Annotated in this window: 16 protein-coding genes and 2 pseudogenes; 11 read left to right on the top strand and 7 right to left on the bottom strand. The window is 59.2% G+C overall.

Annotated elements, in window-relative coordinates:
- Positions 1 to 388: 388 nt before the first annotated feature.
- The 5 genes and pseudogenes from ACVJ5M_RS44145 to ACVJ5M_RS44125 all read left to right on the top strand — a co-directional run.
- Positions 389 to 878: pseudogene (locus ACVJ5M_RS44145) on the top strand (LabA-like NYN domain-containing protein); the annotation flags it as partial.
- Positions 879 to 1,822: 944 nt separating this feature from the next.
- On the top strand, positions 1,823 to 2,914 hold the full coding sequence (locus ACVJ5M_RS44140) for an IS5 family transposase (protein WP_354081279.1): 1,092 nt from the start codon (positions 1,823 to 1,825) through the stop codon (positions 2,912 to 2,914).
- The gene (locus tag ACVJ5M_RS44135) at positions 2,914 to 3,258 is read left to right on the top strand and encodes a hypothetical protein (RefSeq protein WP_354081277.1); all 345 of its coding nucleotides are present in this window, start codon (positions 2,914 to 2,916) and stop codon (positions 3,256 to 3,258) included. The genes ACVJ5M_RS44140 and ACVJ5M_RS44135 overlap by 1 nt, the downstream gene beginning before the upstream one ends.
- Positions 3,259 to 3,936: 678 nt before the next feature.
- Entirely contained in the window at positions 3,937 to 4,161 is a 225-nt protein-coding gene (locus ACVJ5M_RS44130; RefSeq protein ID WP_354081103.1) for a hypothetical protein, read from the top strand.
- Entirely contained in the window at positions 4,158 to 4,349 is a 192-nt protein-coding gene (locus ACVJ5M_RS44125) for a hypothetical protein (RefSeq protein ID WP_354081105.1), read from the top strand. The genes ACVJ5M_RS44130 and ACVJ5M_RS44125 overlap by 4 nt, the downstream gene beginning before the upstream one ends.
- Here ACVJ5M_RS44125 and ACVJ5M_RS44120 read toward each other — a convergent pair.
- Positions 4,346 to 4,687: a hypothetical protein gene (locus ACVJ5M_RS44120; protein ID WP_354081107.1), complete on the bottom strand. Its 342-nt coding sequence runs from the start codon at positions 4,685 to 4,687 to the stop codon at positions 4,346 to 4,348. The two genes, ACVJ5M_RS44125 and ACVJ5M_RS44120, sit on opposite strands and share 4 nt — an antisense overlap.
- Positions 4,688 to 4,726: 39 nt before the next feature.
- Complete coding sequence (locus ACVJ5M_RS44115; RefSeq protein ID WP_354096700.1) at positions 4,727 to 4,978, bottom strand: ABC transporter substrate binding protein; 252 nt, start codon at positions 4,976 to 4,978, stop codon at positions 4,727 to 4,729.
- 166 nt (positions 4,979 to 5,144) lie between these two features.
- On the opposite strand from ACVJ5M_RS44115, the pseudogene ACVJ5M_RS44110 reads away from it, so the two are divergent.
- Positions 5,145 to 5,598 (top strand): annotated as a pseudogene (locus tag ACVJ5M_RS44110) (AAA family ATPase); the annotation flags it as partial.
- 161 nt (positions 5,599 to 5,759) lie between these two features.
- Here the strand turns inward: ACVJ5M_RS44110 and ACVJ5M_RS44105 are convergent.
- Complete coding sequence (locus tag ACVJ5M_RS44105; protein WP_354081111.1) at positions 5,760 to 6,050, bottom strand: WGR domain-containing protein; 291 nt, start codon at positions 6,048 to 6,050, stop codon at positions 5,760 to 5,762.
- 351 nt (positions 6,051 to 6,401) lie between these two features.
- On the bottom strand, positions 6,402 to 6,662 hold the full coding sequence (locus tag ACVJ5M_RS44100; protein WP_354081113.1) for a hypothetical protein: 261 nt from the start codon (positions 6,660 to 6,662) through the stop codon (positions 6,402 to 6,404).
- Between ACVJ5M_RS44100 and ACVJ5M_RS44095 the strand changes: the two genes are divergently transcribed.
- From ACVJ5M_RS44095 to ACVJ5M_RS44085, 3 genes are all read left to right on the top strand, one after another.
- Entirely contained in the window at positions 6,652 to 6,927 is a 276-nt protein-coding gene (locus ACVJ5M_RS44095; RefSeq protein WP_354081153.1) for a TRAFAC clade GTPase domain-containing protein, read from the top strand. The genes ACVJ5M_RS44100 and ACVJ5M_RS44095 overlap by 11 nt on opposite strands.
- An 84-nt stretch (positions 6,928 to 7,011) precedes the next feature.
- Complete coding sequence (locus ACVJ5M_RS44090; RefSeq protein WP_354081115.1) at positions 7,012 to 7,323, top strand: GAP1-N1 domain-containing protein; 312 nt, start codon at positions 7,012 to 7,014, stop codon at positions 7,321 to 7,323.
- Positions 7,324 to 7,336: 13 nt separating this feature from the next.
- Positions 7,337 to 8,836: a hypothetical protein gene (locus ACVJ5M_RS44085; RefSeq protein ID WP_354100664.1), complete on the top strand. Its 1,500-nt coding sequence runs from the start codon at positions 7,337 to 7,339 to the stop codon at positions 8,834 to 8,836.
- A gap of 402 nt (positions 8,837 to 9,238) precedes the next feature.
- On the opposite strand, the gene ligD is transcribed toward ACVJ5M_RS44085, so the two are convergent.
- The 3 genes from ligD to ACVJ5M_RS44070 are packed head-to-tail and all read right to left on the bottom strand — an operon-like array spanning position 9,239 to position 11,032.
- A complete protein-coding gene (gene ligD / locus ACVJ5M_RS44080) occupies positions 9,239 to 10,186 on the bottom strand; it encodes a non-homologous end-joining DNA ligase (RefSeq protein WP_456679745.1) in 948 nt (315 codons plus the stop codon).
- Positions 10,128 to 10,823 carry a hypothetical protein gene (locus ACVJ5M_RS44075; RefSeq protein WP_456679744.1) on the bottom strand — a complete coding sequence of 232 codons (696 nt, stop codon included), beginning with the start codon at positions 10,821 to 10,823 and terminating at the stop codon, positions 10,128 to 10,130. Before ACVJ5M_RS44075 ends, ligD begins: the two co-directional genes overlap by 59 nt.
- Positions 10,820 to 11,032 (bottom strand): hypothetical protein, encoded by a 213-nt coding sequence (locus ACVJ5M_RS44070; protein WP_456679743.1) that lies wholly within the window; start codon positions 11,030 to 11,032, stop codon positions 10,820 to 10,822. Before ACVJ5M_RS44070 ends, ACVJ5M_RS44075 begins: the two co-directional genes overlap by 4 nt.
- A 318-nt stretch (positions 11,033 to 11,350) precedes the next feature.
- On the opposite strand from ACVJ5M_RS44070, the gene ACVJ5M_RS44065 reads away from it, so the two are divergent.
- Positions 11,351 to 11,812, top strand: coding sequence for an isochorismatase family cysteine hydrolase (locus ACVJ5M_RS44065; RefSeq protein ID WP_456679742.1), 462 nt, complete (start codon positions 11,351 to 11,353; stop codon positions 11,810 to 11,812).
- A gap of 100 nt (positions 11,813 to 11,912) precedes the next feature.
- Positions 11,913 to 12,221 (top strand): hypothetical protein, encoded by a 309-nt coding sequence (locus ACVJ5M_RS44060; RefSeq protein ID WP_354100665.1) that lies wholly within the window; start codon positions 11,913 to 11,915, stop codon positions 12,219 to 12,221.
- Positions 12,222 to 12,233: the final 12 nt, after the last annotated feature.

Raw genomic sequence — 12,233 nt, 5'->3', positions numbered from 1 at the left:
TTAGGTGCGCCACCCAACCGAATGCGCCGCTTCAAAAGTCAGATTGCCAGTCCCAACCGACCTTCCTTACGACGCGCTCGCTTGTCGTCGCCGTGCAACCGAACGACGGTCGATCCTGACTCGGAACACCGCAGCTGGGAGGCACGTTGGCCTTCGATGGAAGCCTTTTTGCACCGCCTCTTCGCGGCTAAGTTGGATTTTCCGATCTGGGTGCACTACGTCCTCACCCTCGGCCTGGTCCGTATCGCCTTCTTCGCCAAAGTGATGGCGGACGAATATCTTCGATCCTATCCGCTGCTGCTTTTCGTTCCCCGTTTTCTTGTCGTCTGTCCTTTTCGGTCGCGGATGCGGAATTGTCGCGACCGCTACGCCGGCCGTTCTCGCCGCTACGTTGTTGCGGGCGTTCTACTACACCGCGATGATCGAAGATCAGGAATACTCCTCGATCCGTCCTCTGATCGACTGGTTGGACTACAACGGCTACACCGTTGTCACCAAGGCGACCAAGGAGTTCATCGACGCCTCCGGCCGCCGCAAGGTCAAGGGCAACATGGACATCGAGCTTGCGGTCGACGCCATGGAACTCGCCGATCACATCGACCAGATGATCCTGTTCTCGGGCGACGGCGACTTCCGCTCGCTGGTCGAGGCCGTGCAGCGCCGCGGCGTGCGGGTCACGGTGATCCACGATTGGCAATCAGCCGCCGATGATCGCGGACGAGCTGCGCCGCCAGGCCGATGTCTTCACCGATCTCGTCGAGCTGCAGTCCAAGCTCGGCCGCGACCCGTCAGAACGCCCCGCCGCGCGTGACCGTGAAGCGCGTGGATACACGCCGAAGTTCCTGCAACAGCCGAAGGAAAACGACCCTTCCGAGTGAACGCTCCCGCCCTTCGTCCAATAGCCCCGTTGCTGGACCGAAAGCCCGAACCATATTATTATCGAGGCGCTCAATGCAGTCCAGGTGCCGCCGTTTCGATGCACTCGCCTATTGGACTTTCATGCGCCATCCACGCAGCAGCTAAGCAAAGTAAGAAGGAGACTGACAGAACCAGTAACTTCTTCGCTCAGCTTCCCCCTCATGACCACGTCAGTTCCTGTGCCCGGTGACGTGAAGACGTTGCGCTAACGCAACAGCTCTTTATGTTCCGCTTCGGAACAGGTGCTTTCGACTCAACCCCCGGACCTAGTTCTGGAATCATCGCTGCTAACCGGGGCTGAAAGTGCTCATTCCGTAAACAATCAATTTTCCCGGACGGCCGCAGGATCCATTCAGATTCTGCGGCCCTTTTTCATGTCAGTGGCGCATGCGCTTATGGAAAACAGTTACACCTTAAAGGGGGAGGCAAATTGGCCGAACCCGGGACGGCGGAGGCCTAACTACTCCACCTGCTGGATGGACCTCACGGGGCCCTTGTCAACGATCGCGATCGGCCCGAGCGTGGGGCCAATCAGAAGTACTGAATAAGCACTGGCCTAGCGACCCTTATCGTTGTCTCCGCGCTTTCGGTTTTCGAACCTTGGGCGAACATGCACTGAAGCTCAGCTCAGCAAGGGTGCTCGTGCGATTCGCCCCGCTTATTCTGCTGCTCGCCGGCTTTGCCGCTTTCAGCAGCGTGGGATTCCACAAGCCCTTCCCGCCCTACTCCGAATGGCCATCATTTATCTGCGCCGTCGTCGGCCTCCTCAGGCGCGAGCCGCTATTCGGGTGATTCTACGGCCCGTCCATGGCAGATGGTCCGTACTAGCAGGCTGTTGAAAAAGGCACTCGCCGTCGACCGGCGACCGTGATTCATTGGCTCCGACGAGATTCGGAGATGGTGCGTGCGCGGCGGGGACAATCGAACGGGCGAGCTGTTCAGCTACGTTGACCTGGAGGCGCGGGTGCGGCGTGATCATCCGCTGCGAGCGACCCGGACGATTGTGAACGAGGCGCTGTCGGCGCTGGAGCGCGAGTTTGCCGCGCTCTATTCGCCGATTGGGCGGCCGTCGATCCCGCCGGAGAAGCTGCTGCGGGCGATGCTGTTGCAGGCGTTTTACTCGATCCGCTCGGAGCGGCTTCTGATGGAGCGGCTGGAATACGACCTGCTGTTCCGTTGGTTCGTCGGAATCGGCGTCGACGAGGCGGTCTGGGACCATTCGGTGTTCTCGAAGAACCGCGACCGACTGCTGGAAGGCGACATTGCGGCGAAGTTCCTGGCCGCGGTGCTGTCGCAGCCCAAGGCGAAGAAGCTTCTGTCGAGCGATCACTTCTCGGTCGATGGCACGCTGATCGAGGCTTGGGCCTCGATGAAGAGCGTCAAGCCTAAGGACGGCGCGGGCGAGCCGCCGGCGCAAGGCGGCGGGCGCAATGCCGAAGCGGACTTCCATGGCCAGAAGCGCTCGAACGACACCCATGCTTCGACCACCGATCCGGACGCCAGGCTGTACCGCAAGGGCAAAGGCAAGGAGACGAAGCTGTGCTTCATCGGGCACGGACTGATGGAGAACCGCCACGGCCTGGTGGTCGACACCTGCCTGACGCTGGCTGACGGGCATGCCGAACGGGTGGCCGCGCTACACATGATCGAGCCTCGTGCTGATCGGCCGACAGCGATCACGCTTGGCGCCGACAAGGCCTACGACACAGAAGACTTCGTCAATGAGCTGCGCTCGATGAACGTGACGCCGCATGTTGCGCAGAACACCAGCGGCCGCAGCTCTGCGATCGACGGGCGAACGACCCGGCACGGCGGCTATGCCGTCAGCCAGCGCATCCGCAAGCGCATCGAGGAGGCATTCGGCTGGATCAAGACGGTAGCCGGGCAAGAGAAGACCAGCTTCCGTGGCCGTGATCGCGTAGCATGGGCTTTTACCTTCGCTGCCGCCGCCTACAATCTGGTGCGGCTGCCCAAACTGATAGCGGAGACCGGCTGATGGCCAAGGTGCCCGGCTTCGCAAAGGCCTTTGCCGGCCGCTGGCGCATCGTCGAAATGGACAACTGGGACAGCGACTTCCTCGATCTTGCCGAAGAGGCGCATCTCACCTTCGATGGCAAGTCCGACGGTGAAGTCGCCTTCGGTGCGCTGAAGGGCTTCCTCGACGTCCGCTACGGCGCGCGAGACGATTCGCCCTGCGCGGAGTTCTCATGGGAAGGGCACGACGAGAATGACCCCGTCTGCGGTCGCGGATGGGTTATGATCGGCACTGCTGGCAGGCTCGTCGGCCATTTCTACATACACAATGGCGACGATTCAGGCCTCGTTTGCGAACGCGGCTGAGTTCTTCAACAGCCTGCTAGGCAGCAAACAGAATGAGGAGCGCCCTAAACTTTCGTATCGTTCCGTCAACCCTCTAGATGCCGGACGATTACCTACGTTCAATTGAGCTGCTGATCGTGATCGTCTTAGGCTTCATGCGTGAGAAACGCGCACAGGCTCATCAAGCGCTGCAGTGAAAAAGGATGATCTACGAACAGCTGCGATAAAGCCAAGAGGAGAGTACAATGCCCAACTGCCCCGAAAGTCCTAAATCTGGCAGTACCGCGCGATGCGCAGTTTGTGATGGCAAGTTCGGTCTCGTCCGACATTACTCGTGTCGAACGCCTCTTTGTTCCAAGAAGTGCGTTGATCGCTTCAGGGCTCGCAGGGAAAGTGACCGCAATTGGGTGGGCTGGCTCCAGATCACCTGCAATCAGCAGCCAGAGAGCCGCGCGAGGGCTTTGTGATGGTCCAGATCTCACAACGAGGCAAGACATATTCAAAGACAGCACGGACTTTGCTCCGTGCAGCCCAAACCATGACCGATTCAGCGATTGCGGGTCAGCTTAAGACCCTTGCCGACGACTACGAGCGGCGTGCTGAGAAAGCTTGGCATGTTGATGCGGCCAAAGCATTCGTCCGATCGGCTGCTAGCGCTGAACCTGAATGGCGTGCATGACCGGGTGGGCGGCTTCAAACATGTTCCCCGAATTCTGCACCATTGAGGCGCTGAACCTGCGCCCCGGCTCAAAGGAGCTGGAGGCGTTCAACGTCGAGCGTGTGCGCGGCTACCTCGAGTGCAATCTCGGCTGCAAGAAGAAGGAAGTGATCCATGCGCTCGGCCTGCATCCGCGCACGGTGGCCAAGGCCATCAAGATCATCCGGGCAAATGCCCATCGCAGCAATGGGGCTCTCGAGTCGTGATCAAGATCATCGCCGTGCTCTGCAGTCTCTCTTCTCCGGCAAATTGCCACGAGCAGACCGTGACCACCTCGGACTTCGCCGACGTCTCGATGCAGTCCTGCTTGATGGGCGCGCCACAGCTCGCCGAATGGATGAACTTAGCGGGCTGGCGCTGCGTGATCGGCAAACAGGATGGCAGGGGAGCTTAGGGTGAAAAGCCGCTTCCCCGGTTGCGTTGAACCACGCTCGTCAGGATCTCGCAATCAGGAGCCTTACCACTCGCCAGGCCTGAACTGCACCACGTTGAAAACGCCCGTGCCTTCTCGCCGGCATAGCGGAGGCGCGAGAACTCGGTTTCGAAAGCGCCCCATCGCCACGGACGCCCCAGGTCGACCAGCAGGAAGCCGCGGCGATACTCGGTCAGCTGCTTGCCCTCACCTTCCAACTCGACATTGCTGACAATCTCGCCGTCGCGGGCGAGCCGGTAGGCGATCCGACGGAGCGCTTTGGCTAGTTCAACTCGCGCGGCGCGATCGGAATTCGGCATCGGCCTGTCCCGGGGCTGGGCAGCCGAAGCAGCCCATCATCAATCCAGCACAACGTCGGAGGCAATCAGAAGAGAGGCTGGCATCGTCAAGTTAAGCGCTCTCGCCGCCTTAAGGTTTATGACCTGTTTGATCCGTGTGGGCTGCTCAGCGGGGATCTCCGCGGGCCTGGTCCCCTTCAGGATCTTGTCGGCCAAGCCCGCCGACAGTCGGAAGAACTCCACGAAGTCGGGGCCATATGTCATGAGAAGGCCGTACGGGACCATTTCAGCGATGAAGGACATCGTGGCCATTTTGCTGTTCAGCGCTGCTCGCCCGACGCGTGCGCGTTCATTAAAGAACATTGACCCTCCAACAAGCGCTGCGCCAAACCCCACTGTGGCGAGCCGTGCAAACGTCGGGTCGATGCTGTCGGGGCCAGCGACCGGCACATCTGCAAACGCGATCCCCAGCGCCTGAGCAGCGGTCCCAGCAGATGCCATCAACATGATGTATGTCGACGACAATCGCCCGATTGATTTTCAAATGGCGACACCCGGTCAGCAGGCTTCCGCTATTGGAGCTCCTGCTGAAGCAGTCAGCCGGGACGTTGATCATAGACCAGCCTGAAGATGACTTGGACAATCGCGTCATCATGCGGATTGTCGAGCTTTTGCGGACGTCGAAGGCCACGCGACAGCTCATCTTCACTACGCACAATGCGAACATCGTCGTAAACGGGGATGCGGATAAGATCATTGCGCTTAAGTCACCCGAGCCATCGCCGAACCCGAACAACAACGCGCCTCGTGTGCAGCTCGATTGCGACGGAGCTATTGAAACTCCGACTGTCGGCAGCACGATCACATCAATCATGGAGGGCGGCCGCGAAGCATTTGACCTGCGCAGCCGCAAGTATCGATTTGACGTATGACCCTGGCATTTGCGCATGGGCAGAGCAGGGACTATACTTATCTAAGTCATTGATAATATTAGCATAACATAGATTATGGAATACTTGGGCAGTCCTTGAAATATGACTGAGGATGACTTCGGATTACTTTGATAGACACTTGCACGGACATTTTGTCCAGATCAGCCAGCTTGCGGCGCGTCGCGCACGGATTCCGCGCGCGAAAAATGCCGCTGGACATAACCATGACGGGTTTTGCGCCTGAGCCAGGACTCGAGGGCCTCGACGGCCTGCACCTGACCATCGAACAGATCGAGCCGCCGTCGGCCGCGCCCACCGAGACGGCCCCATTCACGCACCAAGGCGGTATCGCCAAACAGCGTCGGCTCGATCGTGAGCACATAGAACCGCGCCATGTTGCGGGCCGGATCGCGACGCTCGAGCACGAGGTATTGCACGGTGAATTCGGACATGCGCTAGAATCGCAATTCCCGAATCGACCGTCCAATTAAATAAATGAATCGATCTAAGCCTAAGATTCAGAAATTTTATGCAGGCAACGTGACAGTCGAGGCCGGGCTCGCTAGGCGGCTGAGCTGAAGCCGGCAAGCTCAGGTCTCGCTGGGTAGCGCCGTACTCCCTGGAGATGTCGTCTGAACAAGTTGGCCGGCGCGAGTTCGACGGAGATCCCCTCCTCCGACCTGAGGCATTGCGCAAGACTTTCTCAAGCTGCGTAACGAGCTTCGACCTCTGCTCGGCAGGAAGCTTGTCCAGATTGATCTGCTTCCAGCGCACCGCCGGCAGCTCCGCCGCGCCAGGGAACGTCAGGCCGGCTGATTAGGCCGTCGCATAAACTCGGCGGCGTCAGAACAGATGTCGGTTACTCTATTACCTCGTCGGCTCGGCCCAGCAGCGTTGGCGTCAAACCGGGTTGGCTGTTCTAACGGGAGGTCACTTGGCTTAATCCCTTTGAGGATTTTAGCAACGTATCCTGCGGATCGTCGGTACATTTCAGGAAAACTGGGACCATAGGATATTAAGCCGCCATCGCGGATGTAGGCCACCGCTTCCCAAATCGATGGCAATCGATCTTGGCTCTCAAAACAGCTTCCGCTGCTGGATCAGTTTTTGCGCAACGGAGAAATTGCAACAGAAGTCCGGATGTACGGCGTATCGGCGCAAGGGGGCCTCTGTCGAAAAAAGGCCAAGCTGCCACTCCCGAGCGAGCTTCACTATTGGCCAAGCGTCCTGCCAGTAAGCGGATCCAGATTGTGGGTCACGGTGCGGAAGAACATGACCTCACCCATCCAATACGGTGGGTGCGCCATCAGGACGAGACAAATTGACTAGCAACTTACCAATCGATCAGGCACTTTTTGGCTACGCGGGTGGTCACCGGCAGATTGCGGCATCCGTGCGCATCCCCCGCGTGATATGTATCATCTTGCAGCGGCCAGTGATCTTGCGAGCAATGTTTCGCTAGGACCCGGCGAGAGCTATTTGACCGGCCTGCCGCTTACCGAGCCAGTTAGGTACGCCCTCATCAGAACTTTGCCGGCTCCGGAGATGCCTCGGCCAGGCTGTGTCTGGAGCGATGTCCTGCTGCTTGATCAGAGGCTGCTCACCACCATCGGAAGTCTCGCGAGTCTTCTAGGGGAGTTTCGCCATCCGGGCGAGGTCGACCGATCAACTTACTCCGCTCATCTCAAATGGGGAGGAATCGCCACCCTCTCGACCGGACACTGACATCACGTCGGAGGTGACCGCGAGCTACTACACGGGCTTGCCAACGATTGTGGCTCCAGGAAAGGACACGCAAGCACTTGAAAAAGCCATTTTGGCGGTTTGGTCACAGCAATGGCCCCGGCTTCGAGCGGAATTCTCTTTTCGAACCGCAGTTATGTCGGGCAGGCGTCTGAAGAACAACTTCGCCGTTCAGGTTTCCGCTTCAGCCGTCGCCGATACCCGCCCGCATGGTAATTGGGTTGAGGCCGCAGCATGGGATGCGACAAGCGTAGCGGTGACCCCGCTGCGTCGATTTTTGTGGCGTTACGGTCGCGATATGGCTTTTCCTCGGACGCGCTTCAGGGAATTGGTCGACCTATTTCTAATCGCCGAGCAGCGCGACGAGCTTCCCCTGAGGGTAGCTCAGCACGTCACAGAAGCGATGCCGGAGCTAGCCGACGGCGAAGTTCTGAAGCGGGATATCTTGGGCATTAGAACGATGTCGTTGCCACTGTGCCCGCCAGTATCGCTCCCGAACATGCTGTCGCTTATCGATGACGATCGATGGAGGCCACTGATCGGATCAGCCGACATAAAGCGCCGTCTCGAAGCGACCTCTGCGTCTGATATTGCGCTTGCGGCTAATATCATTGGCGAACGTCCTCAGTATTTCGAGCATTGGCCCGAAGTACTGGACGGCATCGCCGAACGTGCAGACGAGCAGTTGCTGGACCAAAATATCCCGTCCAGAATGATGGTTGAGATTCTCCGCAGGCGTGGAGACCTGGTGCAGGCGCAGAGCGTGAAGTCGCTTCGCAGCGAAGACCTTATGTTGCTTTTCGACTGTCATGCCGATTACGCCATCCGCAATCGACTTGTTCTTGAGGCCCTTCAGCGAGTTTTCGCTCCTGAATTGTTAAAGCTGCTATCTCATGAGTGCGAGAGGTTTATCTTTATTGCGATCGGGGCCCATCGGTCCAATCGGCTGGATCAGTCTTGGATTGCGCCGATTAGCGGTGCGCGAGAGATCATCCTCGCTTCGCAGTTTGTCGATCGAATTTCGTCTCTGGGCGATGTTTGCACCGCCATATATCTCTTGGGATTATGGAACGGCGCTTCCGGGCTGAACAGGGATGCTTCGTTTTGGGCCAACGCGTTACCGCGTTTGAGGCCGGACGCCTCGGAGCTCGATGTGCTGTTTCTATATGCGTCCTTGTTGATTTTGGCTCTTGATGAAAGGTCGCCCGCGAGCTGGAAGCTCATCGAGCTGACGCTGCCGACGGTGAGAGCCGGTGTTCTCCGCGGACAATTACCCAATAACGTTTACTCCTTGCTTGATCGAGCCGTTCCTTCGATCAGGGACAATTGGGATCTGAACAAGCGAATCCTTATGGCGTTGCATCGGCTTTACGAAACGAATCCAGCCACGCGTCAGGAGCTCGGGAGAGCTGGCGTGTGGGACGACGACCTCGACATCGTTTTCTACGGAATGCCGGAGCCGCCGAGACAACGACTGTTTTGGTGGCTGCCATGAGCTAACCGTAAACGGGAATAGCGGTCTCTCTCTCTCGTGAATCACGCTTCTAGATGAAGTCCTAGCGGGACGCCGGCGCGTCTCCTCGCCAAGGAATCACACTAGTCCGGTAATCCTGATCCTGGTGGAAGACGAGCTCACGATTAATACCCCGATGGGTGACATGGTGGGGGTGGCCGGGCCGACGAGGCGAGCCGTACGCGGCACGATGAACGCTCCGGCTTAAGGTGTCCCCCATTTTTCGGCTTTCGAGGTTCGCGCGAGGCAGCTTGGACGAGTTACTCGATGCCTGGGGAACCCTGATCGCCGAAATCGCGGGAAAAAATGCCGCAAGCTCACAGGGAATTCCTCATGGGGTTCAAGCGCGGCGAGCCGGATTGGAGCCTGGCAGGCGATGCCGCGTCATCCGCGCGGCTTTTCGCGTTCCATGACGACGTCTTTTGCCTGCTTGTCTTTTCTCAGGCCGAGATAAACGGGGTGCCGCATCTCGCCGGAGCTCGTCCACTTGGTAACTTTCACCTCGGCGACAATTTGCGGCTCCACCCAGGTGGTGACCGCTTCGTCCTTCACTTTTTTGCCGAAGGGAGATTTGGCGGCTTTGAGCCTGATCATCTTTTTGTGGAGCTCTTCGAGTGTTTCATGACTGAAGCCCGTCCCGACATGGCCGATATAGCGCCAGCCGTTGCCTTCCCGCAGCGCGAGTGTCAGCGCCCCAAAGAAAGGTCTCGTCCTCCGCGGTGCCGTAAACCCGACGATCACCACTTCCTGGCGTTTTGAGGTTTTGATCTTCAGCCAGTCGTCGGTTCGCGCGCCTGACAGGTACTTGCTGTCGGCGCGTTTTACCATGATGCCTTCAAGACCCTTGCGCTCGGCCTCATCGAAACATTTCACGCCGGAAGTCTTCCGATCGCGACTGAACCCGATGAGCCTGTGCTTCGGCAGGATAGCTTTAAGGCGCTTCTTCCGCTCCGTGAGCGGGAGGCCACGAAGATCCTCTCCGTCCTGAAACATCAGGTCGAAGGCAAAGTACTGCAGCTTTGCTTCATGGCGCAGCGCATTCTGCAGGAGCTGGAAATGCGACACGCCGTCCTTGCCGATCGCTACAAGCTCTCCGTCAAGGACGGCATCGCCTTTAATACCTTCGAGCGCCTGGGCGACTTCGATATAGCTGTGGCTGATGATCTTGCCGTTGCGGCTATACAGCGTCACCTTGCCGCCTTCGATCTTTGCAACCATCCGGAAGCCGTCATACTTGTCCTCGAATATCCAGCCCTTATCGTCGAAAGGCGCGTCAGTCAGCGTAGCGAGCATGGGCTGGAGCCGCTTCGGCAATGTAGATACGCGCGCCACTAGGATTCGCCTCCTTCGAGCACGTTACGAAACGTGACGGAGTAGCGCAGGCTTTCGACGCCGGGAATGCTGTGCTGCCATTCAGTGCGCGACGGACCGCGGAGAAGGTAGACAGAGCGCGGCTCGGCAACGAGGGTGCTCCTCTCGAACGACTTAGCCGTTCGCCTGCGGAGCCTGAAGGTACAGGAAGACAGCAGCGAAATGCCGGCAACATCGCCAAAAACGGGGCGATCCTTATGCCAGCCGATCCCGGCGCCCGCGCGTACTCGGTCACGCGAACCTGCTGGAAGCTGCCGGGCGCAACGCCGGCGAATACCTCGGTACGGGCCCGAACCGGGCTCAGAAATTCAGGCATGTCCTCCGTTCTGGTGAGACCACCGCCATTAAGATCGTAGCGCCAGCCAAAGGAAACGGTACGGCGCTTGCCGGTGAAGCCGCGGAATTCAAACTCCCTGAATGGTAGCGTCTCAATATCGGCCAGAAGCGCCAGCTCTTCATCAGCAGAGAGAAACTCCGGCTGATACTTCATGTCTTCGGGAAGGAGACCGCCTCCAAAGAGATCGAGGGTTGCGTTAGTTGCGGCCACTCGATTTTTTCCGCGCCTTGGATTTTGCGGGCTTGCGGTCACCCCGGTCACCCTGCCCCGCTTTCACTTTTCTTTGCCGTCTTGCGCCGATCCTGAGCAAGCGACCGGCTCACATCATCGCTTTCCTCGATGCGGCCTTTCGCATCGCGGCGGACATAGCGCTTGTCCCCGCGAGGGGCGATCAGCTCACGCTTCGCCCCCGCCCGCCATTTCGTAGTTCGCTTCATATGCTTCCCCAGCGTAATTTCCTGCTTTACCAACCTTCCCTGGAGGCTCCCGGTTCCGCGTTGGGCGCGTCCGCCTGCTACGCAGCCGTCCGGGCTCTAGCGCGTCCTTGACAGTCCCGCGCCCGGGTCTTCGTCCCGGCCATCCGGTGACGATCCCTCGCGCGCAAAAGGGGCTGCCGCCACTTCAGTCGTCAAGGGAAAGTCCGCGCGAGCGCGGTGCGTCGGCGCACCCTTGACCGCCTCCCTCCGCTCATTGCCGCGTGGCTGGCCGGGCTGCTGGCCGCAACGCCTTTAAGGACAGGAACCAAGCCCGGGCCGCTCCGTTGGAGCTCACTTTCGAGGACGGCGCCAATGGCGAAGAACGATGAGCTCCGCTATGGGGCACCCGGAGAAAATGCGGTTCATATCTGCGTCGACATGCAGAGGATGTTTGCGGAAAGCACGGAATGGAAGATGCCGTGGCTGCCGCGCGTCCTGCCAAATATTATTTCGGTCACGGCTTCCCATCCCGAGCGCACCATCTCTACCCCGTTCATTCCGGCGCAGAAGCCCGGCCAGGGCGCCGGCATGTGGCGGCGTTATTACGAGCGATGGGGATCGATGACCATCGACGAGCTTGGCCCGGAGATGATCGGTCTGGTCCGGGACCTCGCGCAGTTCGTTCCTCCCGCGCGAATCTTCGACAAGCATGTTTACTCGCCGTGGACAGGGAGCGATTTCCACGAGCGGCTGGGCGCCGCTCATGTCGATACGATCATCATCACCGGCGGCGAGACCGATGTCTGCCGGCGGACGAAACGCACGATTCCATGATGAACATCTACATGAACCGCTTCGGGCAGCAGGTTGAGTGCGTAACCACCGAAACGCTTCTCGGCAGCTGGACGGGCAGCGCCAGGGCAAGGCTCGTGTCATGAATAAATCCTACCTCGTGCAGATTCTCCTGCCGAAGGAGCGCGGTGACGGAGAGCCGGTTTCGCTGGTTCGAGGACTTCCTGGAAGAGCTGACCGGCAGGTTCGGCGGCGCGACCAGCTTGTCCGGGCCCCGGGCCAGGGTCTATGGCGCAACGCCAACGAGACCGAGCGGGACAATATCGCCGTCATCGAGGTCATGGCCGCGAAGCTCGCACCCGAGTACTGGCGCAGCCTGCGCGAGCGGCTCGAACGCGAGCTTTCACAGGAAGAGATCGTCATCCGCGCCCAGGAAATCATCGCGCTGTGAGTCCTTAGGAAC

The sequence above is a fragment of the Bradyrhizobium sp. S3.7.6 genome (assembly GCF_054061875.1).
The sequence above is the reverse complement of the archived record's forward strand: the minus strand, read 5'-3'. Positions and strand labels throughout refer to the sequence as shown.

Bases quoted from the DNA above. Each gene is read 5' to 3' on its own strand.
- ACVJ5M_RS44120 (WP_354081107.1), bottom strand. From the start codon at position 4,687: ATGCCGAATTCCGATCGCGCCGCGCGAGTTGAACTAGCCAAAGCGCTC.
- ACVJ5M_RS44065 (WP_456679742.1), top strand. From the start codon at position 11,351: ATGGCGAAGAACGATGAGCTCCGCTATGGGGCACCCGGAGAAAATGCG.
- ACVJ5M_RS44105 (WP_354081111.1), bottom strand. From the start codon at position 6,050: ATGTCCGAATTCACCGTGCAATACCTCGTGCTCGAGCGTCGCGATCCG.
- ACVJ5M_RS44135 (WP_354081277.1), top strand. From the start codon at position 2,914: ATGGCCAAGGTGCCCGGCTTCGCAAAGGCCTTTGCCGGCCGCTGGCGC.
- ACVJ5M_RS44130 (WP_354081103.1), top strand. From the start codon at position 3,937: ATGTTCCCCGAATTCTGCACCATTGAGGCGCTGAACCTGCGCCCCGGC.
- ACVJ5M_RS44090 (WP_354081115.1), top strand. From the start codon at position 7,012: ATGTATCATCTTGCAGCGGCCAGTGATCTTGCGAGCAATGTTTCGCTA.
- ACVJ5M_RS44115 (WP_354096700.1), bottom strand. From the start codon at position 4,978: ATGGCCACGATGTCCTTCATCGCTGAAATGGTCCCGTACGGCCTTCTC.
- ACVJ5M_RS44060 (WP_354100665.1), top strand. From the start codon at position 11,913: ATGAATAAATCCTACCTCGTGCAGATTCTCCTGCCGAAGGAGCGCGGT.